Below are 25771 nucleotides of genomic sequence, written 5' to 3'. Positions count from 1 at the left end.
TCAGCTGTATTGTAAATTTAAGAATTTATGGCAATGCCTCGACGATTTTTTATGAGCGGAATAACTTTGCTTTCTGAATGAGCAAAATTTTCCATTAATAAACGTGCCGTTAAGAAACAAATGGTTGATTCTGCACCTTGATTTAAGTTTACGTTTTCCTTTTCAAGACCATCGTAGCCACCGCCACTTATAGGATTATACATAATTTGGCCCAAATGATTCTTACCTAAAAACCAATTAAAAGCGGCTTTCATTTTGTGTTTGTATTCTGGAATTTCAAACGCATTGTAAAAAGCATTTAAAGTTTGAATAGTGTAAGAAACATCTATTGGTTGTTCTCCATATTCTCTTGGAACTGAATTTTTTGAAGCCATCCCTGATTCGAAATTACTTTAAAGTCCTTATTGACGAACATTTTTGACATTAAAAAGTCTAAAGAGTCTAAAGCAACTTTTTTGTAAACCGGTTTATTGGTTATTAAATACGCGTAAAGCATTGATTCTGGTAGAATTCCGTTAGCGTATGTTAAATAATTTTCAAACCATTTCCAGCTCTCTGAAGCATGATCTTCATAATTTGCAAGTAGTTTGGCATTTAACTTATTAATAATTGCGGCGACATATAAATTAGGAACAGCATTATGATAATGAAACAGCCCTTTTGTAGCAAAACCTATAGAACGTGGTGATTGTATAGTTTCGGCCCATTTTAAGGAGTTCAACAAACATTTTTCTGCTTTTTTTGAAATGTTTTCCGGCAAAATATCCTTATTAGAAATCACAACTCCTAAAGCCCAGATTGCTCTTGCGTTGGAGTCTTCTAAATTAACTTCAGCATTTTGTTCAATATGCTCGCGATAGTCCTTATCTACATAATTAATGAAACTGCCGTTTGGTTTTTGGCATCTTTCAATAAAATCCAAATAGATTAAAATGTATGGTAAATCTTCTTTATCCTGCGTTAATTGGTAATGCATGCAAAAAGCAATCAGCGCGCGCGCATTGTCATCTAAAGTATAACCGGATTCTAAATCTGGAATAGAGATTTTGCTGAATTGGATAATACCTAAATCAGTGGTCAATTTTTTAATGTGTTTCAATTGAATATCAGGATAGCTGAATTTAATTTCTGCGAGCATTTTGAAACAGTCTTTTATACGTATTCATATGCGTAATAGCACAATTTTCCCAAGAAAAAGCTCTGGTTTTTGAAAAAGCCTGAATTCCCATTTCGTGTCGTAAATCTTCATCGGCGATTAATTTTAAAGTCGCTTCAGCAAATTGATCCACATTTCCAATATCGACTAAAATTCCTAGTTCAGGAGTTAATACTTCTAGTGTATGCGGAATTTTTGATGCGACCATTGGGCACGCACAACTCATTGCATAAGAGAAAGTGCCACTCACGGCTTGATTAGGATCTTTTGATGTGAATAAATAAATATCAGTTGCTTTTAAATAATCCAAAAGTTCATTTGTATCTAAATATTCATTTATAAAACGAACATTGTTTTCTAATTTCAATTCTTTGACAATTGATTCTAATTTGTCGCGATAAGCATCGACGCCATCAACTATTAAATTTGGATGTGTTCTGCCAATAATCAAGTAGAGGACATTCGGTTCTTTTTCAATGATTTTTGCTAAAGCATGCAAACCGGTTTCGATATTTTTTCCTTCTCCCAAAAGTCCAAAAGTTGATAACACCAATCTATCTTGAATATTAAATTTTGCTTTTGCTAAATGAGGAGTTTCATAAACTACAATATGCGTTCCGTGGTGCATTGTAGTGATTATTTCTTCTTTGATACCGTAATCTTTCATCAAAATTTCTTTTGATTTATTTGTCATTACAAATACCGAATTGCTGTAACTCAAAAGTAATTTTACAAATGTTTTAAGCTCATTATTTGGATTTGGAATAACACTGTGAAAAGTAAAGGTGACAGGTTTTTTTATTGCATTTAAAAAATCAAGCAAATGATCTCCATAGTTACCGCCAAATAAACCAAATTCATGTTGAATATGAACCAATTTTACATTTTGATCTTTGTTGATTTCCTCCGCTACTCGAGCATATTCTTCTCTATTTTTAGTATTTAAAGTATAGGCTTGAGTTGGATTTTCTTTGGGTTTGTCAACCAATTCGCAAATTTCACAAGTAATTGATTTGCCAAAAACATTGGTAATTCCTTTAATGGTATCTTGTGTATAAGTTGCTATTCCGCATTGTGTTGGAGGAAACGTAGAAAGAAAAACTATTTTCGATTTATTTGCTATCGTCTTCATGGGGATTCTGTTTTAATTCGGTTAATAAGTCGTTCAAGTTCAGTGAGGCCACCGCAATTTTGTCATCGGCGGCACCGTAATAAATATAGAGTTGGTCATCAAAAATGGCTGTTCCTGTTGGAAAAACAACATAATTTACATAACCGTGTCGTTCGTAATGTTCTGAAGGCGTAATAATAGGTCTTGTTAGTCTTGACAGCACCTTTGCAGGATTGTGTAAATCCAATAAAGCAAGCACAGGCATGATATACCAAACCTTTTTCTCGTCTTTCAGCCGCATGATAAATCAGCAACCATCCATCTTTAGTTTCAATTGGCGGGGCGCCTGGACCAATATGACTGGTTTCGTGGTCAAATTTTGGTTCCAGAATAATATGGTCTGGTAAGTTTTTGATGTATTCTTTCCAGAATTCAACTGTTAAGTCGCTTTTTTTTCAAAAGAGAAAATCTGAATTGAAGGAAACAATCTATGTAAAGCTATGAATTTTCCGTCAATTTTTTTAGGAAAAAGAACTACATTTTTATCCCAAACGAATAAATTTTCTTTAATAGTTTCCGACAAAGGATAATTTCTTTCGGTGTTGAAAGCCAATATCCTTGCAATACTAGTGTTTTGCAAGTGCTTTCTAATCAGATTAGTAAATTCATTTAAAATAAATTTGGGAGTAATTATGCCCTTTTTTTAAAAGAAATCAAATCTTTTGATGTTGCCAATGCGCCACAAGCATTTATTCCATCGTATGTAACATACGTCATAAAAAAAGTATCGTCAATTTTTACAATTCTCGGATCTTCGACACCATGAATTTCATAAATATATTCTGGAACAAAAATAGGTTCAGTTCGTCTTTCAACTAATGTTTTTGGCCCTTCAAATCTGCAATATCCAATAGTTGAAAAATTTCCTCTTTTGGCGACTCGGTAAAACATGTGAATCGTATTTCCGTCTTGATAAATTGCAGGATTTAAAACACCTAATTCTTCAAAGGTGCGTTCTGTCTTTTCTAAAATAATTCCATGTTTTGTGGCTGTTATACCTTGAGCTGTCGCTATTTCCATAATGCTAAAAAATTTTATCTAAAATTACTTTAGGAATAAAGCGACGATTAATCCAATCGATCAAAAAATTAACTCAATAACATTAGCATGGGAATTTTGTAAGAGTGAAAAATGAATTTTAAAATTAACATACGAAGCTCCATTTTTAATCTATTGTGTTATAAAAATAATTTGTAGAGGCAATCTAGTTAACATTAGGGAACGAAATTTGGCAAGGTTAAACCCCCATCAAATTTTATTAACAATAAAAAAGAGCAGTATGACACATTGGACTATTACTTTTATTGTTCTAGCTATTATAGCTGGGATTTTGGGTTTTGGAGAGATTGGAAATGATTCCTCTTTTATTGGACAGGCATTTTTCGTTGTATTTTTGATTTTGACATTTATAACGATGGTAATTGGAAAGTTAAAAATCTCTCGTTAAGAGTACTCTTCAAAACAAAAAAAAGCGAAATCAAATAAATTTTGGTTTCGCTTTTTTAATTTCATTATTACGCTATTGTCGCAACGAAATATATTTTTTGTGAAGGAAAGCTATTGGAATTCCAATGCAACATATCAAAATTATCATAGACAAGAATAACGGAAAATCTAAATGCTTTTCTGGTAAAACAGGAAATACAACCGGAAGGACCACAAGATTCATTATAATCCAAACAAATATGCCGTAAACAATTCCGGATATTAGAGTGTTTTTTTTCAAAAAGGAAAAATAAGGATAGATAGTAAAATAAAACCAAGTAAAGGTAAAAGCTATAAAATAATGCAATAATAAACCATACAATGCCATTTGCGAACCTCCAGAATAGGCTTCTTTTTTAAATATGCCACTTGCAATGGATTGTAAAATTTTAATACCTGTGGTTTTGTTTAGAATTCCTGCATAAATCGTGATTGTTGCAACAAGGTCAAGAGTTCCGGCAATTAATCCTGTAATAAAAAGGGCTCCGCTTTTTGATTTCATATAGATTTGTTTTTGGTTGATTTGAAGCTTAAAATTATATTTTGGTCAGCATTTTATAAATTGAATTTAGTTGATGTGTATGTCTTTGAGTGTGAACGAGAGCAAAATTGATCCACTCAAAAATGGTGAATTTATCAAAACCCGGAACTTGAAAATCCTGACAGGTTAGTGTCAGGTCATAATTTTCAGTTGCCGTAAGCAAATCCGATTCGATTTTCTGAAATGCTAAAGTTAACGATTTTTTGTTATACTCCTTATTTTCAGGTTTTAGGAAATCTGGAGAATTCATTTTTGTAGTAAAATTTAAAAAAATGCCTTCAAGTTGCGGTACAAACTCTTGATATTTTCGGATTGTTTTTTCTGTTTTTCCCCCAAATAATTCGGGATAGCCTGAACAGGCCAAAATGATGTGCTTGCGCAGTTTGCCCCGCAGTCCAGCTGTCTTTATATGGAACTGTATTTAATTCTTCTTCCGAAAAAGAAGCAAGGGTTTCATTTAATTTTTTGAAAGTTTCAACAATATTTTTTTGGACTTCGGTTTTCATAGTATTGATTTTAAAAGTTGATCAATCTACTGATGTAATCCACCAAACATTCCCAAAAGGATCAGTTATGCCACAAGTTCGGCCATAATCTTGATCGCTTAATTCCATTAGCGAGCTCGCGCCATTTTCTAATGCTTTTTGATAGGTTTCATCAGCATTTGGAACATAAACAAATAAGTTTGCGGTTTGTTTAGCCCAATCTGTTATTTCATCGGTAATCATTATTGTGCTTCCATTCAAAGTGATTTCGGCATGCATAATGGTTCCATCTCCGCGTAGTGATTTTGTATTTGTTTCTGTTGCTCCAAAAACTTTTTTGTAAAATCGATGAATTTTGAAGCTCCTTGTAAAATCAGATATGGCATTATCGTTTGATGTTCTGCTGGAATATTCATTTTTATGTGATTTAAAATTCAGTATTCTAAAATTACAACTTTATTTTTAATAATTTGTAAATCAATGAATTGTGAATTTATGAAAGTACCTCGCAAGAGTAGCCACATGAATTTACAAGTTCAATTACACTAGTATTGCAAATTGAAGATGCATGAATACGGAGAATTTTATCGCAGTCTTCAAGGTCAAAATTGATAATGCTGTTTGGAAAATGCTCAAGAAGCTTCCCAACAATCAAATTGGATTGTTCGACTTCTTGAACATTTGTTTTGAAAACCTCTATCATCACGCCAAAAGGTTATAAGGCTATAGTTTTATAGCGCTCGATTTTATGATAATAGATATATGAAGTAGCTAAAATCAGTAGAATAATCAATGGGAAAAAACTTTGGAAATTCATTCCGTCAACTGCAAAATGACTAATTGAAGCAAATATGAAATCAAATCCGAATCCGGCATAAGCCCATTCCTTTACATTTTTAGGCACTTGCGGAATCACTAATGCTAATACTCCCAATACTTTGAAAACGACCAAGGCATTTCCAAAGTATTCAGGATATCCTAAATGCCTGATTCCTTCTTTAGCCAATTCTGTTTGAGAGGTCAATGCAGGCATGACGCCTTCAAATAAGAAAATTAGAATTGTCGTTGTCCAAAAAATAATCTTTGCTTTTTTCATGTGGTTTTGTTTTTTAAATAGTTATCAGTTAATGTATTACAAATGTAATATTCTTACTTTTTTATTTAAATACTAATTTCCGACTATTTTAGGGGCATTTGGGACAAGATTTTGATTTTAGATTTTTAGAAAGAAAATAGTTCTCGCAAAGACGCGAAGTCGCAAAGTTTTCTTTTTTAAGTATTTTTTCTTTGTGACTTCGCGTCTTTGCGAGAGATGAATTAGCTTATGAATTGAAATTTATATCAATTGATAATTCGTAATCGTAAACAAATCTTGAAAACCTAATCTCGTATAAATGCCTTTTCCTAAGGCAGAAGCTTGTAACTGTGCATATTCGCATTTAAGATCAATTGCTTTGTTGACAGCAAACTTCATGATTTCTTCAGCGAAACCTTTTTTACGCATTTCGGGAATTACGCCCACGCCATGAATTCCCATAATATTTTCGGTTTGAAAAAGAGTCAGCGTTCCGATTGGCTTTTCTTCAAAATGAACCAAATAAAACTTTACATTGTCATAATTATAAATCAAGGTTTCTTTACTGATTATATAATTAAACGACAACGGATAAATATCTGACCACGTTTTCGAATCTTCTTCATTTAAAACTCTTTTAAAAGTAAGATTATTTTCAAGTTGAAATTTTTTATCCAATTTTAAAGCCATCGCTACAAGTTGGTTTCGAATTTCAAATCCGTTTTTTTCAAAAATCTCATTTGAATTACTTTCAAAAATATCCCAATACGGAATCACCAAACCTGAATGGTCTTTAATAATTTCAAAAATTTGTGGAAGATTTTCTTCAGTAATATCTTCGCGAAACCATAATCGGTTTGGCCAGCCGGAATTTTTTATCTGACTGAATTGAAATGGATCGTTTTTATGATAAGAAAGGAGCGGAGTGGCAACAGTTTTCCAAAGTGCGGTAAGATTGTCAATATTATCTTTAATGAGGTTTATATTGTTCATTTTTAATGTCGAATTTTAATTATAAAACAAAGATAAATGAGCAATTTAAGGAAAGCCTTTACATATGTTGATTTATGAAACTTTTTCGAGATTTTTTCGAATTCGACTTAATTGCGTTGGCGTAATGCCTAAATGCGAGGCAATATGCAATAACGGAATTCGATCTGCAATATTTGGATTTTTCTCTAAAAAGTCTAAATATCTTTCAGTTGCATTTTGCATAACTAGAGCAACTTCTCTTTGTTCTTTTTCAATAATCCAGTTTTTTTCCAAATAGGCAATGTAGAAGGTTTTAAGATCGTCATTTTCGTTAATCAACTGGGTGTATTTTTTGTAATCAAGAGCGATTAAAATGCAATCTTCCAGAGCTTCGATTGTAAAGCTGGAAGGAGTTTGCAGTATTGATGAAACTTTAGAGCAGGCAAGTTTGTTTTCGAGAAAAAGGTTTTTGTTATAGAAATTTCCTTGTTCGTCTGTAATAAAAGTTCGTAGAATTCCTTTTGCAATAAAATAAAGATTTTTGCAAATTTCCCCGTTTTCTAGCAATATTTCTCCTTTTTTGATGGTTTGGAAATGTGTTAGGTTTTCAATCAATTTCCATGATCTTTCAGAGATTGGGGCATAACTTTCGAAATATCGTTTTAGATTGTTGAGGTAATTCTGTTGATCTGAGGTCATTTTTTTTGCTTTTACGATAGACTAAAATTAGATAAGTTTTTTGTTTGATGCAAGGTAGATTAATAGCTCTCGCAAAGTCGCAAAGACGAGAAGATTTATTTTTCACGCAGATTTAAAAAAGATTTAAGCGAATTTGCGCAGATAATTTTTTTATACCTTTAAAAATTAATCTGCTTAAATCTGCAGAATCTGCGTGAAATAAATACTTAATAACTTTGCGAGAAATTCCAAAAAGCTTTTGTGTCTTTTGCGTATCCTGATAGTTATCGGGATTGCGTCCTTTGCGGTTAAATAAAAAAACGCCATGAAACCAAAAAGTCTCACAGCGTTTTCATCTCAAAAAATAAATAATTAACGGGTACGGGTATTATTTCCAGCCTCCGCCGAGTGCACGATACAATTCGGTATTGGCAGTTAGTTGTTGTCTTTTTATGTCTGCTAATTCTAATTCGCTTTGCAATAAATTTGCTTGAGCGGTCAAAACTTCAAGATATTCTGCCATTCCGTTTTTGAAAAGCAAATTGGCGTTTTTAATAGCTTGTTGCAACGTTTTTACTTTTTGCTGAAGGAAAGTTTCTTGCTGTTGTAGTTTCTCGGTTACAACCAAAGCATCAGCAACTTCGCTCACGGCAATCAAAACCGATTGTCTGAAATTGATAACTGCTTTTTCTCTTTCTGCGACAGCAATATTATATTGTGTTTTTAGTTTTTTATTGTTCAATAACGGCTGTGTCAAACCTCCGGCAACCGTTCCAAAAAGCGAAGCTGGAATATTGAACCAAGTACTGGTTTCAAAAGAGTTTACGCCACCTTGAGCAGTAATTCTTAATGTCGGATATAAATCGGCTTTTGTGATTCCAACATTAGCGTTGGCGATTTTTAAAGTAAATTCAGCACTTTTAACGTCAGGTCTTCTGCTTACTAATGAAGCGGGAATTCCAACAGCATTATTGTTTTGAATTGCAACTGAATTTAACAAAGCCGTTCTTTGTTTTGAAGAAGGAAATGAACCCGTCAAAACGCTCAACGCATTTTCTTGAATCGCAATATTTTGTTCCAATAACGGAATCAGTTGTTCCGAATTTAATTTTTGCGCTTCCGATTGTTGAATTGCTAATGAAGTAGTTTGTCCAGCATCATATTTTAATTTGATGATATTGGTTGTACTGTCATTCAATTTCACATTTTGTCTTGCAATATCAAGTTGAGCATCCAGCATCAAAAGATTATAATATCCTCTTGAAACATTGGCAACAATATTAGTCTGCAATGCTTTTTTCACTTCTTCAGATTGAAGATATGCCGCAAAAGCACCTTTTTTCTGGTTTTTGATTTTTCCCCAAATATCAGCTTCCCAAGAAAGCGTTGCTCCTGCAGAGAAATCGTCAATATGTTTTTGGCCTAAAGCCTGATTCAAGTTCATTCCTGTAAAACTATTGTCTGACGGATTGCTTGAACTTGCGTTTACAGCTAAGTTAACTTGAGGAATATTTCCCCATTTTGATTGTGTGAATCGGTATTGCGCAATCTCGATGTTTTTGGTTGCAATTTGCAAATCATTATTTCTTGCGATGGCGCTGTCAATCAATTGTACGATATCTTTTTCGGTATAGAAATTTTTCCATTCCAAATCGCCAATACTGGTTGTATCTTTTGAAACAGCCGCATTCCTGAAATTCTCAGGAAATGCATCTTTTGGTGTTTCAATATCCTTTGATACCTTACAGGATATTAAGGTCGTGATCAGAATGGCGAAGACCACTATTTTGGTTATATGATTTTTCATTATCTTTTTATTAAAATTCCTTTAACCCGTTTGGGTGTAATTTTTTTTAAACACATAGAGACATAGTTTTTTGGGATTTGAAAAAGGCGTTTCACTTATTTTAAATTCACATAGTTTTCTATGTGTTGAAACAAGTTTTTTCTGATCTCTTTTTTAGACATATTATCCTATGTCTCGATGTGTTAAAATATTTTTTTAACCTCATTAACAGATTAAATTTCTGTACAAATATCTTTTTTCGTTTCAAGATCTTTTGAGATTCTGTACGATATATATCCGATGCCAAATATGATGGCCACAAGAATTGTTGTTATATAGTTTTCCATTTATTATTTTTCTTCTTCGTTATGAATTACGGCTACTGGTTTTCCAGTAACTTTTTCTTGTAAATGTTGGAATACGATGAATAAAACCGGAATAATAAATAATCCGAGAATTACTCCAGAAAGCATTCCGCCCGCCGCTCCAATACTGATCGAATGATTTCCTTGAGCCGATGGTCCTTTGGCACTCATCATTGGTACTAAACCAACAACAAAGGCTAGGGAAGTCATGATAATTGGTCGCAAACGTAATTTCTGTCGCTTCGATTGAAGCTTTAACCAAAGCTTGTCCTGATTTTCGTTTCTGTACTGCAAACTCCACAATTAAAATGGCATTTTTAGCAAGAAGTCCAATCAGCATGACAAGTGCAACTTGAACGTAAATGTTGTTTTCAATTCCGGTCAAGCCGATTGCCACAAATACTCCAAAAATACCTGCAGGGATTGATAAGATTACAGCCAATGGCAGAATGTAACTTTCATACTGTGCGGCAAGTAAGAAATAGACGAATATCAAACACAGCAAGAAAATTGTTGCCGACTGCCCTCCAGAAGAAATCTCTTCGCGAGTTTGTCCTGAAAATTCATAACCATAACCTGCAGGAAGCTGTTGTCTCGCAACTTCTTCAATTGCTTTAATGGCATCTCCAGAACTAAATCCAGGTTTCGGAATTGCATTAATCGAAATTGAGTTGAACAAGTTGTAACGTGAAGCGGTTTCAGATCCATAGACACGAGTCAGTTTTACTAAAGTGTTTATCGGAACCATTTCGCCTGTTTTGTTTTTTACAAAAACTCGGTCAATTGATGATGGATCAGCTCTGTCAGCAATATCAGCTTGAACTACAACTCGGTAATATTTTCCGAATCTATTAAAATCGGAAGCCTGAGCACTACCAAAATAAGTCTGCATGGTTTGTAAAATGTCTTTTACATTTACGCCTAACTGATTTGCTTTTTCGTCATTGATATCCAATTGCAATTGTGGATAATCGGCTTTGAAACTGGTAAAGGCTACTGCGATTTCTGGGCGTTTCATTAATTCTCCAATGAAATTCTGAGAAATACCGCTGAATTTATCCAATTTTCCTCCAGTTTTATCCTGAAGCACTAAATCTAAAGCTTCAACATTACTAAATCCAGGAACAGTTGGGAAACTGAAAACGAAGAAACTTCCGCCAGAAATACTGCCCAATTTGCCACGAACTTGGTTCATGATGTCTTCGATATTTTTCACTTCGCCACGATCTTCATTTGGTTTAAGCAATACGAAAACAACTGCTGAAGACGGACTCGTAGAGTTAGTCAACAAGTTGAAACCAGAAATTGCGGTTACAAATCGTGATGCATCTAAACCTCTTAAAGTATTTTCAGCTTCGGTCATTACTTTTTGAGTTCCGTCAAGAGATGTTCCAGATGGCGTGTTTACTGCAATCGCAATAAATCCTTGATCTTCTGTTGGAATAAATCCTGCTGGAGTTGTTTTTACCAATAAAACAGTTGCTATTGTAATTGCCGCTAATCCGCCTAAACTCAACCATTTTTTTCTGATTAAGAATTTAATTCCGCCAACGTAACGATTGGTAAGCGATTCAAAACTGCTGTTGAAAGCAGTAAAGAATTTCTCTTTAAATCCTTTTTTCACATAAGGCGCATTTGCATCGTGAGCACCGTGATTATCTTTCAAAAATAACGCCGCAAGCGCTGGTGACAATGTCAAGGCATTTACAGCCGAGATTACAATTGCAATCGCCATAGTAAAAGCAAACTGACGATAGAAAACCCCTGTTGAGCCTTCCATAAAACCAACCGGCAGGAATACAGCGACCATTACCAACGTAATCGAGATAATAGCACCCGTGATTTCGTGCATAGCTTCATGTGTGGCGATTTTTGGAGACAAATGTTTGTGCTCCATTTTCGCATGCACGGCCTCGACAACGACAATCGCGTCATCCACCACAATACCAATCGCCAAGATTAATGCGAAAAGCGTTAGAAGGTTGATCGAGAATCCGAATAACTGCATGAAGAAGAACGTTCCTAAAATTGCTACAGGTACAGCAATAGCCGGGATTAATGTTGATCTAAAATCCTGAAGGAAAATAAATACCACAATAAATACAAGTATAAAAGCTTCTAGTAAAGTGTGTTCAACTTGTTCAATAGATTGATCCAGCGATACTTTTGTACTATAGAAAATATTATGTTTTATTCCTTTTGGGAAATCTTTAGAGGCTTTTTCCATCATTTTATTGATGGCAATCTGAATATCATTTGAGTTGGAACCTGCTAACTGAATAACTCCAATTACAACTCCTTTTTTACCATTTAAACGCGTTAAACTGTTATAAGAATAAGCACCAAGTTCAACTCTTGCAACATCTTTTAAGTGAAGAACAGAACCGTCAGGATTAGAGCGAATTGCGATATTTTCGTAATCTTCAGGTTTGGTTAGTTTTCCTTTGTATTTGATTACATATTCAAAAACTTCTTTGCTTCGTTCACCAAATTTACCCGGAGCCGCTTCCAAACTTTTGTCTTGAATTGCGCTCATGATTTCGTTTGGAGTGATTTTGTACGTTGACATTTGCGTTGGATTCAACCAAACACGCATAGAGTAATCTTTTACTCCACCAAAAATACTGGCAGAACCCACACCCGGAATACGTTTCAATTCCGGAATAATATTAATTTGTGCATAGTTAGCAACAAAAGTCTGATCGTATTTTGATTCATCTTCGGTGTACATACCAATGGCCATGATGAAACTGTTTTGCTGTTTCGCCGTGATTACACCTTGTTGTACAACCTCCGCAGGAAGCTGACTTGTTGCTTGAGCAACTCTGTTTTGAACGTTAACTGCGGCTTGGTCGGCATCTGTTCCTAATTTAAAGAACACCGTGATAGCCAAACTACCGTCATTACTCGCTGTAGAACTCATGTAAGTCATGTTCTCTACACCATTTATAGATTCTTCTAAAGAAGGAGCAACCGAACGCAAAACCGTTTCTGCGTTTGCTCCCGGATATACCGCCGTTACCAAAACCGATGGTGGCGCAATATCAGGAAATTGCTGTAAAGGCAATTTAGTCAAGCCAAGTACTCCCAGAATTACCAATAAAATGGAAATAACGGTTGCCAGTACAGGTCTTTGTATAAATATTTTGAACATTGTCGTTTTTATTATTTTTGATTAATTACTTGGGCAACTTTTGTTGATTTTTCAGGTTGAATAACCTGTCCTTCTTGAAGTTTGTCAATACCGCTTAATACGATTTGATCTCCCGATTTTACACCATCTTTAATTAGATAATTTGTGCCGTTTTTACCAGCAATCGTGATTGGCATTTTGCTTACCTTGTTGTCTTTGTCTACAGTAAAGACAAATACTTTATCTTGCATTTCAACCGTAGCTGATTGCGGAACTAAAATCGCATCATCGTGCTGAACACCTAAACGGATTCTTCCTGTATTTCCAGAACGTAAAATTCCGTTTGCATTTGGGAAAGTTGCTCTTACAGTAATCGCTCCAGTAGTTTTGTCGAATTGACCATCGACCATATCAATTTTTCCAGTTTGAGGATACGCATTGTTATCCGCCAACACTAAAGTTACAGGAGGCAATTTTCTGATTTTGTCTCCAATTGTACTTCCTGCATATTGCGCTTTGAAGTTTATGAAATCTGTTTCTCCAAGAGAGAAATAAGCAAAAACTTCGTGAACATCTGAAAGATTTGTCAAAGGCTCAACATCTGTAGCTGAAACTAAACTTCCTTGTTTTTTAGGCAATCTTCCAATGTAACCGCTAACAGGAGCCGTTACAGTAGTATATCCTAAATTGATTTTAGCAGAACCAACCATCGCTTTTGCTTGTTCGATATTGGCGTGACAATTTTTTGTGAAGCTTTAGCCGTTTTTAATTGATAGTCTGAAACTACTTTATTTTGAACTAACGGAGTCAATTTATCAACTTCTAAATTCGCGTTGATCAAAGTCGCTTCAGTCGCGTGAAGATTTGCTAAAGCGTTGTTCAATTGTTCACGGAAAGGACGTTCGTTTATTTTAAATAAAGTTTGACCTTTTGTTACATAAGCACCTTCGTCAACATAAACTCTTTCAAGATTCCCACTTACTTGCGGGCGAATTTCAACGTCAACAGTACCTTGTATAGAAGCAGGATATTCAGCATCCGTAGTTGTGTTAGCGCTTGTAATTGCCGCCACAGGTAAAACCGGTGGAGGTGGAGCAGACAGGCGTCTGATTTTTATCAGCACAGTCGCTTAGTACTAATGCCAGAATAAAGCTGGTTATAATTACATTTTTCATTTTCATATTGGTTTTAATTTGTTGGACATTCATTTGTTTTGAAATCTTTTGCATTCTGACAATCTCAGTATTCATAATTAATTTAATTAAATTATCTAACGTTGTTAAGTTTAAGTGCGCAAATTTGCTATTTCTAGCTGTTTTTGATTCTGCTTTAAATCGGTATTAAATTATTTATCACCGTTAAGTAAAAGAGTAAAAAAGCTCTAATTACGTTAATTAAATTTTCTAACAGTGTTAAGTTGAACTTCTAAAAAAAGGATTTTTAAATTGTCCTTAAATTATTTTACACTGTTAAGTAAAATTGAAAATTTTTTTATTGAATTGATTTGATAATACCACCAATAGCGTCTTTCAAAATTTGATTGTTGATACTTTCTAATGCTCCGTTTTGGTTTATAATGTTGATCGCAATCAAACCATGAATAATAGAAAAGAAAGTAAAATACTTTTGTTTAATAATTTCCGCATCGGGATTACTGTTTTTCATGACTTCAGCAATAACTGCCGTAAACATCATATAAGGCGAATCTGAAAGGGAACATTGTTGCGAACAGCAATTCATCTGAACACCAAACATTACCTGATACATTTCGGTATCGGTAAAGGCAAAATCCCAATAAGCCATCCACATGGCTTCTAATTGTTCTTCTGGTTTTTCAAATTTTGCTTTCGCTTTTTCTAATTCTTTTGCCAGTTTAATAAAACCTTGACCGGTTAATTCGGTCAAAATAGCATCTTTATTAGAAAAGTATTCATAAATAATAGGGGCAGTATATTCAATTCTGTCAGCAATTTTGCGCATACTCAAACCATTCCAGCCGTCTTCCTTTACGATGTCATAAGCGACTCCAAGAATGTTACTTCTTGTCTCTTCTTTTTGTCTTAAAATTCGATCTTTACTAGCCATTTTAATTAAGTATTAAATTGTTTAACACTGTTAGGCAAATGTATGGCGGTTTTTCGAATTACAAAATATTTTTATCATAATATTTTCTTATTGAATCATAGAGAGAACTAAAATGCCAGTAAAATAAGGTGTTTCGAAAGGTTTTGTCTTTTTGTGAAATTTCATTTTAAGCAAAATTAAAACCAAATACGAATCAAATTAAGATTTTTTTGCAATTTTTTGATTCTGAAAAAAGGCTGATTTTATCTCTAAAGAATAAAATTTCAATCAAAATAAATGTAAACAAGAGAAATAGGAACGATTATTTCATTCCCCGAACGTTCATTTCTATCGTGTAAACACTTTTACTGGCAGTAATAAATAATGTTTTAAATTTTTTCCCTCCAAAACAAATATTAGCTGTCCATGGTTCAGGAACATCAATATGGGCAATTTTTTCTCCTTGTGGATTGAATATCGTAACTCCATTTCCGCATAAGTAAATGTTTCCAAACTCGTCTATTGTCATTCCATCTGAACCTGATTCAGTAAAAAGCGTTTTTTTGCCTAAAGAACCGTTGCTTTCGATCGCATAAGAGTATGTTTTATTTGCTCCTATATCCGCTACGTATAAGGTTTTCCCATCCGAAGTTCCAATAATGCCATTAGGTTTGACAAGATCATTCGCAACGTTGATGATTTTGGATTTGTCCGGAGATAAATAGTAAACGCATTCTTTCTCTATTTCTTTTGAGGTATGTTTCCAATAATCTCATTGGTAAAAAGGATCTGTAAAATAGATACCGCCTTTTGGGTCAACCCAAAGATCATTTGGACCATTCAATCTTTTCCCTTCAAAGTTGTTTAGTAATACTGTATAATTTTTGTTTTGGTCTATTTTCCAAAGCTCATTTTTTTCATCGGCGCAAGCCAAAAGATTACCCTCGTGATCAAAATACAAACCGTTGGCTCTTCCTGCATTTTCCATAAAAACAGAAAGTTCGCCATTAACCGACCATTTCATGATTCTGTTATTAGGCTGATCTGTAAAATAAATATTTCCTTTCTTATCCGAAGCTGGCCCTTCTGTAAAACTGAATTGATCGGATAGTTTTGTGAGAATTGCGCCTTTTGCTATTAATGCATGGCTTTTTTCTTTTGATGTTTGAGCGGATATAAAATTTAAAGTAATAAAAAATAAAAAGAGTGATTTTATTTTAAGTTGGAATTGGGTCATTATAATAAGATTTAAAAGTTGCTTTTGAAGCGGTTTTAAAAGTAGTTTTTATTTCTCATATTCTGCAAATTTGGATTCAAATTTCCTTGTAATTGAAGAATTTCTTTTGATCTAAATTTATCAAAAAGCATTTTTTCGTAACATTACAAAAAAAGAAAATGAAATTAGCGTCAACGATCACCATTGCTATTCTTGTGTTATTCGCACAACAAGCTATAAATGCACAGGAAATAAAAAAGAAAAAACGCCATCAGAACTACAATACACAATCGAAAACTGTGTCAATCATTTTGATTTAACCAAAGCTACAAAGACAAAAGTAGGTTATCAATATTGGTTTGCCGACAAGAACTTCACTGAGGAAAATACATTAAAAATGAGCATCGTTGAGCCAGGAAAATCGACACACGCGCCGCATCACCATCCGGAAGAGGAATTCTTTTATATTCTCGAAGGTTCAGCATCTTTTTTCTTGGATGGAAAAACAGTTGTTGTGGGGCCAAATACAAGTTTATATTGCCCGCCAAATGCGGAACACGGCATCAGCAATGCGGGAACTACAGATTTGAAATATTTGGTTATAAAGAAGGATTTGAGATAAACTTTCATTGAAATGAAAACAAAAATTCCGAAGGAATGCCCCATATTGTAGAGCTGGACTTCAGTCCAGTTTAAGGTATAATTTTCAACGTCATGCAATTCAATTTAAGCTGGACTGAAGTCCAGCTCTACAATATTGGTATAGCCTTTGGCTCTTTTTTGAAATTTTAATTACTTCAAAATCACAACTTCTTCTGGTACCATAAACAAAAGCGTACAACCATTTTTAGAAAAAACAGAATGTGTACTTTCAGGTGGCATGTACAAGTAATCACCTGTTTTTAGTTCGTCTTTTCCAGAGCGCACTTCGCCTTCAAGAACAAAGATTTCTTCTCCAGCTGGATGAAGGTGATTTGGGTACGAAGCTCCTGCTTCAAATTTTAATAAAAAAGTTTTGGGTCTGTTAGCGGTTTCGTCAAAGCGTAGCACTTTATAAAAAATGCCGTCTGTATTTACGCCTTCTTCAATAAGAGGTTTCCAGTTTAATTCGCTTGTTTTTGCAATTTGTTTTTCCATTTTAATTGATTTTAAATTGTTTAATTTTTTGAAAGAAATTCATCTAAACTCCAGTTGTATTTTTCGATTGTTGCTAAAAGAAAAGCGCCCATAGAAAAGACAAATACTGAATAATCAAGAGGTTCTTTAATTCCGAAGGAATATGTCATTGCCAACGCAAATAGAAAAGTCAGGATTGAAGCACCAAAAGCCGTTTTTCTAGTTTGATATCCAATCAACAATAAAACAGCAAATAAGGATTCCAAAAAAGTGCTGATAATTGCTATTGGCGGAATAAAACTTTTAGGCAAAAAAGAATTCACTTTTTCGGCATAAGCCAGAAAATTTTCCCACCCTGAAGATTGTTTTCCCAACAAACCTAACCGACTCAAAACGGCAGATAAAAATCCAATAGCCATTGCAATTCGTAAAAGCAAAACGGCAAAATCCTGATATCTTTTCATAAACTATTTTATTAGTTATTAATCAGATACAAAGATCCGGCAACGGTTCTCTTTAAAGAATAGAGAATTCTGGAAAAAGCATGTAATTATGGGGAGCTATTTTTAAATAGACCACAGATGGCACTGATTGAACAGATTTGCGCTGATGAATTTTTGCTCCAGCAAGTAATAGAAAAATCTGTGCTAATCTGTTTAATCCGCATTATCAGCGAGCCATTTTAAATCAAAGATTGACCAGTTTTTCTTTATAAGATTTCGGAGAAATATTCGTGTGTTTTTTGAAGAAATTCGAAAAGTAAAAAGGATCATTAAAACCCAAAGCATAAGCGGTTTCTTTAACCGATAATTTCTCGTAAGTAAACAAACGTTTTGCCTCAGAAATTAGCAATCCGAAGATGATGTTTTGGGCGGTTTTATTGCAATGCAGTTTTGAAAGTTCGTTCAATTTGGCTTCGGTGGTTCCAATTAAATTGGCAATTTCATTTACTGAAAGATTTTTGTCAAAATTCCCGCGTATTGCCTCTAGAAAATGAAGAAACAAAGCATCGGGTTTGTAGATTTCTTCTCCGAGTTTTATTTTAGAGCGATTGATTTCTATTAAAATCAATTCGATATAATTATGAATAGAGATGAGGTATTGATAGGGTTTTTCAGCAATTTCTTTTTCGATAAGTTTGAGCGTATCAACAACCATTTTGTCATTGTCGACTTTGATAACTTCATTCATTGCAAAATGACAGAACAAGCTGTTGTGAAAAATGAGTTCGATATCATTATCATTTTTGCAGAAAAAATCATAAGTAAATTCGAGAACAAATCCGATTGCTTTGTTGCTGTTTTTAATAAAATGAATTTGACCAGAAGTTATAGTAATGACTGAGTTTTTGGTAAGTGTATATTCATTTTCATCTACAGATAGCGTCATTTCACCCGATGTACAAAACAGAAGTACATATTTTAATATACGTCTCGGATCTTGTAATTCTGCCGCTTGATCAAATGTTTTAATCTCAATCATTTGCTTTTGTTTTGATCAAAAGTAAGCATATTTTTTTGTTTAGGATTTGAAACAGATTTTATGCTCTGTAAGGATTGAAGGTTTGAATTAAGGGATCAAAAGGCTAAGCGGTATCATGTTTATGCTTTTCGAAATATTCTATAGCCATTTCCACAATTGCTTCTTTAGATGTAAAACTGTAGGCAGTTCCACTGTCGGTTATATACGATTCGCCAAGTTTAGGATTATGGTCTTTTCCATTTGCGTGAAAAGAATCTACAGGAGTTACCCAATAATTGCGATTTTGATCTATAAAAGAGTAGAGATCAGCGTCTGATATTAGGAAAATGGTTCCATTTTCATTGTCCAGAATAGAAGTATAGCTGGTATTTGCATAAGTGCCTAAAATAGTAATATTTGAATTGTATTTTTTAGACAGCAATTCTGTGATTTTTTTTGTTAGTGGCATAACTGGTGGATTTTTTGTCTTGGTGTAGTAAAATTAAAAGTATGGTTTTTTATTGTATTACCACTAAAAGTTTTATTTGTATTAAAATAAGGTTTTTTGTTGGGTGAAAATAAATGAGTTTGAAGCTGTAAAATTGTGTTATCAAGGTTTTAAGAATAAAACATAAAAAAAGGACAGCGACTGACTAAAAGCTGTCCTTTTTAAACAAATTGTAATTTTTGCATTTTAAAAACCCAAATCAAAAATTTAAAATGCGTACAGTTTAGGTAATTACTAAAATAAAAGCAAACGCAGGCTGTTTCGTTTCAACTGCTTTTTTTAGTTTCGTTGCGGGCAAAACTTGCCAGTTTATTTTTAATTGAAAGAAAGGTAAGTGTCGACTTTGCTAAACATTCGTGCTTTAAACTTTTGAAGGTTTAAAGCAAGGAATTTTGTTTTATCAAGACTTTCATAAATAATGAATTTTTCATTTGCGATTTTGATTCCATAACACGGATCAATAAATTTTTCGAAATAGGCAACAGCTCTTTTCAAAACAGCTTCTTTGTTGGTGAAAGTATATTTCGCGCCGTTTTTACTGGTGTATTCCTGGCCTTCCGTTGGATAATGTTTCTGGTTGTTGTAGATAAATGACTTTGGTGTAGTCGACCAGAAATTGTTTTTGGAATCTTTGAAGACAAAGAGCGATTCGCACGAAACAGAAAAAATAGTGCCGTTTTTGGTATCCAGTATCGAACAGAATTTGTTTTCTAAAGTATTAGTGAGAACAGAAATACGAGATTTGTATTTTTGTGATAGCAGGTCAATAACGTTTTGTGCAGTTTCCATAATAATTATTTTAAATACTATATCATTTACATGTACTGTAAATTTAAAGTTTAAAATATTGATACAATGGTTGTTAAAAGTTATATAAATGGTATAATAAGTTTAAATTTAGGAAATTGAAAAGATACAAAGTTGCAAAGGGACAAAGGTTGTCTTTGAGGTTTTAAGAACATTAAAAAGCGGAAAATCAGGAGATTTTGTAGAGTGGGTGATTTTTGTTTTCGGATTTTTGCGTTTAGTTTGTCATTTCGGGGAACGAGAAATCTTCGCAACTGACTCGACAAAGCTTATCCGAGTAGGAGGCATTTATCTAGACGATCGTTAGCGCGGATTTGCAATCCGTGCCCGTAAAAGTTTAACAGAATAATATGTCATTAAAACATGGAACAAACCAATCTTTGTGGGCACGGATTGCAAATCCGCGCTAACGGGGTTTTTATTTAAATGCGATAGTCTTTTTCAAGTAATGATTTTATATCAACGAACTCTTGTATATAATTATTCTTTACTTCCTTAAAATCCTTTGAATACTGCCCGCTTATCGTTTCCTCTGAAGGCTCATACTCCAAATTTTCTAAGTGATAAATTCTGACCTGAGATAATATTTCATCTAAATTTTGTAGTGAAAAATAATTACTTTCTTCGTCCATTTTTAAAATTATGATTTCGATATGATTTATTAAAATATTTTTTATTTCATCAGAAATTATAAACTCATTAAAATCAAGAAAGGCAAACATGTCTATAAATATATTATCGATGTTTTGAACGAGTTCTTTTTTTAGTTCAATAAAATCTTTATTATCATTTTTAAGTTCGTCAAAGAGGAAAATATAAAATACCAATAAAAAGCCATCTTTGACCCAAAGTTGTCCGTACTTATATTTTAATTTACTTTCAGATGGCATTTTAATTGGGATTTTTTATTGGAATAATTTTTATTTAAAGTCAAATTTAAAGTAAAAGTTTAAGTCCTCTTACATTTTTTTGATTTAGAAATTCTTTGCGTTCACGAGCGAGACGCTCGCGCCAGCGGGGGAAAAAGGTTAATTGATTTTTTTAAACATATTATAGATCCCGAAGATAGGACAAAAATATTAAAACAAGTAAATTGCATTTTAGCTCTCGGCGTAATGCGACAACACGACACCCTCCAAATTGGACTAACCAATTTTGAAGACAATTATTATTGGCTCATTGAATTGGCGGAGATTTTGAACCCTTATTTGAGTGAGGAGTAAGGTAATTTGAATAATGTAAAAAAGCCGCTTTATATAAAGCGACTTAAAAATTAAAGTCTACTACAATGACTACAAAGTGGTTTTCCACCAGTTCCTGGTCGAAGATTAACTTTTTCAATGTTGTTTCCTTCTGTACAACTTGTGTTGTTGTGATACACAGATTGTTTTACACTGTGAAATGCGGCTGTTTTTGCCATAATAAATTATTTTAAATTAATATGGAGAAAGTTAATACAGTTGAATTTTAGTGTTTTATGGAAATCCGTAAAGAATTATTTTTTTTAAACATTGCCTTCACAAGTTAGATGCTCACACTAACAAGTAGAGATTTTTTTTGCACTTAAAATCTCATGACCAGCAATAACAATTTTTAATTTATTGGTAGAACAATTCTGTCTTTTGCCTCAGCTGACCATTGTACTTGCCAGACACGACCATCAATTTGGTCAAGCAAAATGAAATTATATATGTTTGTTGTTGGATAAAGAAAAAATCTTCCATTCTTTTCATCATCTTTTATAACTCTTTTTGTTAAGGATAATGGAGCTTCAGATTCATTACCTTTAGTAGACCACTGAACTTGCCACATTTGTCCATTTTTTGTGTTTAGTTTAATAAATGTATACAGATTTTTTGTAGAGAATAGTCTATACTCTACATTACTATCAGTAGAAATATTTTGACTTGGTATGTCAGATGTACTTTGAGCAAAAACAGAAATCGTTGTAAAACAAATAATTGAAGCAAATAATATTTTTTTCATAATACTCTATGTTTTAAATTGTTTTTTAGTACTAAATTAATTGCATTCTATTGTATGTATGACAAGTTATTTTTGCTTTTCCATATATTTTAAAAGTAAATTTACAGATTCTAGATTAGTTAAATAATCGTCAGTAAACGACATCATATTAACCGCAAATTGCTGTTGATCTACAAATCTATTATTAAGTTCTAAAATTGTTTTTTCGATTTTAGCACCAGATAATGGAAGAACTACACCAAAAATTCTTTTTCTCAATTTTGTCGTTAGTTTAAATAGTACAAAAATTGACTCCAAATTTTTTTCTGTAATGAAAGGTACACCAATTCTTTCTTCTGGAAATGGTCCTTGAAACCAGCATTTCAATGGATAAATATCAGATTCAGGATTTAAAAGTTGTTCTCGAATTCTATCGTATTCTTTATCGAATAAAAAAGCGTATCCAAATCTTTCAAACATTAGAATGTATGCATTTTTAATGATTGCAATTTGTAGTTTTTTTGGATCTACTCTTGTTGGAGTAGGACGCCAATATGGTTTTTTTATTCCTTTTCCATTAATTAATTTTATATATTCTTCAAGAGTTGCTGGGTTATTATTTTTTTGATAAATAAGCTTTATGCATTCCATTCTCCTGAATTATTATTTTTCCATTAACAGTTATATCGTTTAAACTGAATGTGCCTTTCTGTTCAGCTCCTACAATTTGGTCGTGAAAATCCATTTCGTTTAAACTTTCAGTTAAATGCCAATCAATATCTTTTCCCATTCCATTATTACATCTTTCACATGTCAAAACAATTTGCGAACCACCAAGAGATTTCGGTGGAGCATCTTCTAAACTTAAAGGATTATCTTTTTTTGATCTAAATCGTCTTTTGTGAATGTATCTAGGCATATAGGACAGATATAATCACTCATTTCATTAGACACAATACCGTTTTCTTTTAAAAATAAAAGATTTTTAGAAAATTTGTCATATAGAAATTCTCTCTTTTTTCTCCTTTATTCATAGGCTTGTTTAAATTGCTCACAATTTTTAAATTTCGCTACTTTGTAGTAGCATTTTATTCAAATTTAGTAATATTAGCGAATGTTTATTAAGTATTATTTTTTTCAAAAATATCAATTTACAAATTTAAACAACCACGTATTTCTACCTGTTTATTCCTTTTGAAAACAAGTGTCTTAGCGTTGATGAGAGGAAAAATTCTTATGTATCGGAGTTACAAATCTGCGCAATCGGATTAAAGGTTTTTTACATTAAGTTTATCCAAACGTTTGTGAATGGTTTCTTGTATTTCTTTTAGTCTCTTAAAATGATCATTTTCTTCTGAAAAGTATTCGGTATATCTTTTTTCCATACTCTTAGAATAAACTAAAGCTGTAGATTTAACAAAGAAAATATCCTTTCGAAGGGCGGAAACCAAATTTGCTAAATCAATAATTCCAAATTTATCATCGTTTGGATTTTCTAAAAGATTATCAATCTCTTTTAAAAAGGATAAAAGAATATCCTGTGAGATTTCATCTATATTTGATTCATTTTGCCCTGAATCCTTTAAATATTTATTATAGTTATATAGCAAATTATTTACACTAGAATAGTATGGCTGATTTGCATAATCATTAAACTGTTTTCTGTATTCAATTAAAATCATTTTTGCTTTTTCCATAATGTGATTTAACTGTGAAGTAATTTTAACCTTATAGTCGTATTTTTCAGCAGTATGATTTTTATTGTTTATAAATAATTCTTTTAATACTTCATCATAGAAAGTTACAACTCCAAATAAATCATTAAAATCAGAAACCCAATTATCATTGTAGTTTTCAAAAAGAATTGAAATGTTTTAAAGAGCGATAAGCTTTCTAATTTGTTTAATCTTTCTGCATCCTTATTAATGTCAAATTGGACATTAACATGTAGTAAAGGAAATTTATTTTCAAATTCATAACATTTTTTAATTTCTTCGGACATCACTTTTAAGTGTTTACTGAAGTAAATTAAGAATGTGTCGACTAGCCTAAGTTGAAAATACATATCTTTCTTTTCTTCTTCTTCTTCTCTTCTTTTATCCTCTTTATATTGATCTTGTTGCAACGAAAATTGTTTATTAAATTGGTCTTCCTGCAATGTAAGCTGTTTATTAAATTGTTCGGTCTGTTTTCTGAATTGTGTAAGCTGTGTGAAAATGGTATAAATTAATAATATGGCTGAAATAAGAGCTACAATCATTGTCGCAATTGATCCATAATTACTTATTACATTTTCTTTGTTTGCGAAGTCGATTGACCAACTCCAATTCTCGTTTATATTTATAACTTGATATGTAATAATCGCTAGATAAATAACAAGTGTGATACAACCTAAAATTATAATGAGGTTTAATGTTTTTTTCATTGTTTTTAATTGTTTTATCTTGAGTATATTTCAAAAATAGCAAATTAACTATTCAAATAATTGTCTTTATAATTTTTGTTGTAAAACCTAAAAAAAGAATCACATAGATTATTAAATACCTGTGCAACTTTATGATTTTGCAAGAAAAATAAATAAAGGATAAGAAACTTTGTTTCTTAACACCTTAGTTACAAAAAAAGAGCGGTACTATATCAAGCACCGCCCTTTAGGCAAATTTTAGATTTGCACTCCGAAGAATGCGTACAGTAATTGGTAATCTACTAAAAAGAAGACTAAAACGCAGGTTATTCGTTTATTGTATCGCCTTCCTTAGTTTCTTCGCTGGCAATTTTTACCAGTTTATCGTTTGGAGTCAAATCGCCGAAAATTTCGATTTTATCATCGATTTCTCTTCCTTTTTTAATGTCAACTCTTGTGGCTTTGTGGTTTACCACTTTCACCACATATATTCCTTCAGCAGAACTTACTACTGCCGATTTTGGTACTACAAACGTGCTGTCTTTCGCGTTAAGCGGTAATAAAACTTCGGCAACCATTCCTGGTAACAAATTTCCTTTGGTGTTTTGCACATCCATTTCAACTCGTTCAGAACGTAATTTTAAATCTAAAGCGCCAGACATTCTGGTAATTTTTGCTGTAAAAGTGTCTGGTAATGATTTTACGTTGAAACTCATTTCGTCGCCTTGGTGCAAATAACCTGTGTACAATTCAGGTACAGAAACGGCCAAACGCAATTTTGATTGCTCTTGGATCGTCAATAAAGGCAAATCTGAACCTTTTCCTTGTGGGCCGACAAATGTTCCCAAATTCACATTTCGAGCCGCTACAACGCCGTCAAATGGAGCACGAATTTCAAGATAGCCTCTCATAATTGAAACTTCTTTGTGTGCCGCAACGGCCGCTTGGTATTGAGCGTAATCCGAATTCTTTTTACCGTTTGCCATTTCTAAATCATTTTTAGAAATAGTTCCTTCCACTTTGCTTGTTTCGTACAAACGGTTGTACGTGCTTTTGCTGGTTGCGTAAATCGCTTCCATCGATTTTAATCTCGATTCGGTCACGCTACTTGTGAGCTGATTTCAGGCGCTTCTAAAACAATCAAAAGCTGTCCTTTTTTTACTTTAGAACCAATATCAACTTTTAATGTTTTTACGAAACTGCTCACTTTTGCATACAAATCAACTTGTTGGAAACCTGTTAATTCGGCTGGCAAACGCAACTCTGTAGTCAGTTTTTCTTTCGATAAAAGGAAAGTTTCAACTTTAGGCTCGATTTCTACTTTCGCAGTTTCTTCTTTTTCTTTTCGCAACCGCTTAATACAACTAGTGCTGTAAATAATAA

31 protein-coding genes and 3 pseudogenes are annotated in these 25771 nt (G+C 33.0%); 2 read left to right on the top strand and 32 right to left on the bottom strand.

Features of this window, described 5'->3' with window-relative positions; translation table 11 throughout:
- Positions 1 to 17: 17 nt before the first annotated feature.
- The 6 genes from ACQ9BO_RS19645 to ACQ9BO_RS19620 form a co-directional block, all read right to left on the bottom strand.
- The gene (locus tag ACQ9BO_RS19645; RefSeq protein WP_431242125.1) at positions 18 to 374 is read right to left on the bottom strand and encodes a hypothetical protein; all 357 of its coding nucleotides are present in this window, start codon (positions 372 to 374) and stop codon (positions 18 to 20) included.
- A complete protein-coding gene (locus ACQ9BO_RS19640) occupies positions 326 to 1138 on the bottom strand; it encodes a hypothetical protein (RefSeq protein ID WP_431242124.1) in 813 nt (270 codons plus the stop codon). The genes ACQ9BO_RS19645 and ACQ9BO_RS19640 overlap by 49 nt, the downstream gene beginning before the upstream one ends.
- Positions 1122 to 2288, bottom strand: a complete 1167-nt coding sequence (locus ACQ9BO_RS19635; RefSeq protein WP_431242123.1) for a glycosyltransferase — start codon at positions 2286 to 2288, stop codon at positions 1122 to 1124. Before ACQ9BO_RS19635 ends, ACQ9BO_RS19640 begins: the two co-directional genes overlap by 17 nt.
- Positions 2269 to 2568: a hypothetical protein gene (locus tag ACQ9BO_RS19630; protein ID WP_431242122.1), complete on the bottom strand. Its 300-nt coding sequence runs from the start codon at positions 2566 to 2568 to the stop codon at positions 2269 to 2271. Before ACQ9BO_RS19630 ends, ACQ9BO_RS19635 begins: the two co-directional genes overlap by 20 nt.
- A gap of 138 nt (positions 2569 to 2706) precedes the next feature.
- Positions 2707 to 2907 (bottom strand): hypothetical protein, encoded by a 201-nt coding sequence (locus ACQ9BO_RS19625; protein ID WP_431242121.1) that lies wholly within the window; start codon positions 2905 to 2907, stop codon positions 2707 to 2709.
- 50 nt (positions 2908 to 2957) lie between these two features.
- Positions 2958 to 3347, bottom strand: coding sequence for a hypothetical protein (locus tag ACQ9BO_RS19620; protein ID WP_431242120.1), 390 nt, complete (start codon positions 3345 to 3347; stop codon positions 2958 to 2960).
- Between the two features lie 259 nt (positions 3348 to 3606).
- Here ACQ9BO_RS19620 and ACQ9BO_RS19615 point away from each other — a divergent pair, with 259 nt between their 5' ends.
- Positions 3607 to 3774 (top strand): DUF1328 domain-containing protein, encoded by a 168-nt coding sequence (locus tag ACQ9BO_RS19615; protein WP_431242119.1) that lies wholly within the window; start codon positions 3607 to 3609, stop codon positions 3772 to 3774.
- A 72-nt stretch (positions 3775 to 3846) separates the two neighbouring features.
- Here the strand turns inward: ACQ9BO_RS19615 and ACQ9BO_RS19610 are convergent, their stop codons facing one another.
- From ACQ9BO_RS19610 to ACQ9BO_RS19555, 12 genes and pseudogenes are all read right to left on the bottom strand, one after another.
- Positions 3847 to 4314, bottom strand: a complete 468-nt coding sequence (locus ACQ9BO_RS19610) for a DUF1440 domain-containing protein (RefSeq protein ID WP_431242118.1) — start codon at positions 4312 to 4314, stop codon at positions 3847 to 3849.
- Between the two features lie 34 nt (positions 4315 to 4348).
- Entirely contained in the window at positions 4349 to 4603 is a 255-nt protein-coding gene (locus ACQ9BO_RS19605) for a hypothetical protein (protein WP_431242117.1), read from the bottom strand.
- A 28-nt stretch (positions 4604 to 4631) separates the two neighbouring features.
- Complete coding sequence (locus ACQ9BO_RS19600; protein ID WP_431242116.1) at positions 4632 to 4859, bottom strand: hypothetical protein; 228 nt, start codon at positions 4857 to 4859, stop codon at positions 4632 to 4634.
- A 21-nt stretch (positions 4860 to 4880) separates the two neighbouring features.
- A complete protein-coding gene (locus ACQ9BO_RS19595; RefSeq protein ID WP_431245168.1) occupies positions 4881 to 5192 on the bottom strand; it encodes a VOC family protein in 312 nt (103 codons plus the stop codon).
- Between the two features lie 361 nt (positions 5193 to 5553).
- Positions 5554 to 5934, bottom strand: a complete 381-nt coding sequence (locus ACQ9BO_RS19590) for a DoxX family protein (RefSeq protein ID WP_431242115.1) — start codon at positions 5932 to 5934, stop codon at positions 5554 to 5556.
- A 240-nt stretch (positions 5935 to 6174) separates the two neighbouring features.
- The gene (locus ACQ9BO_RS19585) at positions 6175 to 6906 is read right to left on the bottom strand and encodes a GNAT family N-acetyltransferase (RefSeq protein WP_431242114.1); all 732 of its coding nucleotides are present in this window, start codon (positions 6904 to 6906) and stop codon (positions 6175 to 6177) included.
- Between the two features lie 72 nt (positions 6907 to 6978).
- The gene (locus tag ACQ9BO_RS19580) at positions 6979 to 7584 is read right to left on the bottom strand and encodes a Crp/Fnr family transcriptional regulator (protein ID WP_431242113.1); all 606 of its coding nucleotides are present in this window, start codon (positions 7582 to 7584) and stop codon (positions 6979 to 6981) included.
- Positions 7585 to 7951: 367 nt separating this feature from the next.
- Positions 7952 to 9370 carry a TolC family protein gene (locus tag ACQ9BO_RS19575; protein WP_431242112.1) on the bottom strand — a complete coding sequence of 473 codons (1419 nt, stop codon included), beginning with the start codon at positions 9368 to 9370 and terminating at the stop codon, positions 7952 to 7954.
- Positions 9371 to 9699: 329 nt separating this feature from the next.
- Positions 9700 to 12868 (bottom strand): annotated as a pseudogene (locus ACQ9BO_RS19570) (efflux RND transporter permease subunit).
- A gap of 11 nt (positions 12869 to 12879) precedes the next feature.
- Positions 12880 to 14097 (bottom strand): annotated as a pseudogene (locus tag ACQ9BO_RS19565) (efflux RND transporter periplasmic adaptor subunit).
- 241 nt (positions 14098 to 14338) lie between these two features.
- A complete protein-coding gene (locus tag ACQ9BO_RS19560; protein ID WP_431242111.1) occupies positions 14339 to 14932 on the bottom strand; it encodes a TetR/AcrR family transcriptional regulator in 594 nt (197 codons plus the stop codon).
- A 301-nt stretch (positions 14933 to 15233) separates the two neighbouring features.
- Positions 15234 to 16148 (bottom strand): annotated as a pseudogene (locus ACQ9BO_RS19555) (SMP-30/gluconolactonase/LRE family protein).
- A 376-nt stretch (positions 16149 to 16524) separates the two neighbouring features.
- Between ACQ9BO_RS19555 and ACQ9BO_RS19550 the strand changes: the two are divergent.
- Entirely contained in the window at positions 16525 to 16749 is a 225-nt protein-coding gene (locus tag ACQ9BO_RS19550; protein WP_431242110.1) for a cupin domain-containing protein, read from the top strand.
- 170 nt (positions 16750 to 16919) lie between these two features.
- On the opposite strand, the gene ACQ9BO_RS19545 is transcribed toward ACQ9BO_RS19550, so the two are convergent.
- From ACQ9BO_RS19545 to ACQ9BO_RS19480, 14 genes are all read right to left on the bottom strand, one after another.
- A complete protein-coding gene (locus ACQ9BO_RS19545) occupies positions 16920 to 17264 on the bottom strand; it encodes a cupin domain-containing protein (RefSeq protein ID WP_431242109.1) in 345 nt (114 codons plus the stop codon).
- A gap of 20 nt (positions 17265 to 17284) precedes the next feature.
- Positions 17285 to 17707, bottom strand: coding sequence for a DoxX protein (locus tag ACQ9BO_RS19540; protein WP_431242108.1), 423 nt, complete (start codon positions 17705 to 17707; stop codon positions 17285 to 17287).
- 223 nt (positions 17708 to 17930) lie between these two features.
- A complete protein-coding gene (locus tag ACQ9BO_RS19535; protein WP_431242107.1) occupies positions 17931 to 18725 on the bottom strand; it encodes a helix-turn-helix domain-containing protein in 795 nt (264 codons plus the stop codon).
- A 103-nt stretch (positions 18726 to 18828) separates the two neighbouring features.
- On the bottom strand, positions 18829 to 19173 hold the full coding sequence (locus ACQ9BO_RS19530; protein ID WP_431242106.1) for a hypothetical protein: 345 nt from the start codon (positions 19171 to 19173) through the stop codon (positions 18829 to 18831).
- 354 nt (positions 19174 to 19527) lie between these two features.
- A complete protein-coding gene (locus ACQ9BO_RS19525) occupies positions 19528 to 20001 on the bottom strand; it encodes a hypothetical protein (protein WP_431242105.1) in 474 nt (157 codons plus the stop codon).
- A gap of 440 nt (positions 20002 to 20441) precedes the next feature.
- Positions 20442 to 20909, bottom strand: a complete 468-nt coding sequence (locus tag ACQ9BO_RS19520) for a hypothetical protein (RefSeq protein ID WP_431242104.1) — start codon at positions 20907 to 20909, stop codon at positions 20442 to 20444.
- A 383-nt stretch (positions 20910 to 21292) separates the two neighbouring features.
- The gene (locus ACQ9BO_RS19515; RefSeq protein ID WP_165877248.1) at positions 21293 to 21439 is read right to left on the bottom strand and encodes a hypothetical protein; all 147 of its coding nucleotides are present in this window, start codon (positions 21437 to 21439) and stop codon (positions 21293 to 21295) included.
- A 173-nt stretch (positions 21440 to 21612) separates the two neighbouring features.
- Positions 21613 to 22005 (bottom strand): hypothetical protein, encoded by a 393-nt coding sequence (locus ACQ9BO_RS19510; protein ID WP_431242103.1) that lies wholly within the window; start codon positions 22003 to 22005, stop codon positions 21613 to 21615.
- Positions 22006 to 22071: 66 nt separating this feature from the next.
- Positions 22072 to 22635, bottom strand: coding sequence for a hypothetical protein (locus ACQ9BO_RS19505; protein WP_431242102.1), 564 nt, complete (start codon positions 22633 to 22635; stop codon positions 22072 to 22074).
- On the bottom strand, positions 22601 to 22903 hold the full coding sequence (locus tag ACQ9BO_RS19500; protein ID WP_431242101.1) for a hypothetical protein: 303 nt from the start codon (positions 22901 to 22903) through the stop codon (positions 22601 to 22603). The genes ACQ9BO_RS19505 and ACQ9BO_RS19500 overlap by 35 nt, the downstream gene beginning before the upstream one ends.
- A gap of 349 nt (positions 22904 to 23252) precedes the next feature.
- A complete protein-coding gene (locus ACQ9BO_RS19495; protein WP_431242100.1) occupies positions 23253 to 23681 on the bottom strand; it encodes a hypothetical protein in 429 nt (142 codons plus the stop codon).
- Positions 23682 to 23785: 104 nt separating this feature from the next.
- Positions 23786 to 24409, bottom strand: a complete 624-nt coding sequence (locus ACQ9BO_RS19490; protein WP_431242099.1) for a hypothetical protein — start codon at positions 24407 to 24409, stop codon at positions 23786 to 23788.
- A gap of 305 nt (positions 24410 to 24714) precedes the next feature.
- Positions 24715 to 25467 (bottom strand): efflux RND transporter periplasmic adaptor subunit, encoded by a 753-nt coding sequence (locus ACQ9BO_RS19485; protein WP_431242098.1) that lies wholly within the window; start codon positions 25465 to 25467, stop codon positions 24715 to 24717.
- 20 nt (positions 25468 to 25487) lie between these two features.
- Positions 25488 to 25739, bottom strand: coding sequence for a biotin/lipoyl-binding protein (locus ACQ9BO_RS19480; protein WP_431242097.1), 252 nt, complete (start codon positions 25737 to 25739; stop codon positions 25488 to 25490).
- Positions 25740 to 25771: the final 32 nt, after the last annotated feature.

This window comes from Flavobacterium sp. P21, from assembly GCF_050632225.1.
In the GTDB taxonomy this organism is placed as follows: Bacteria; Bacteroidota; Bacteroidia; order Flavobacteriales; family Flavobacteriaceae; genus Flavobacterium.
This window is presented reverse-complemented; position numbering and strand designations above follow the sequence as displayed.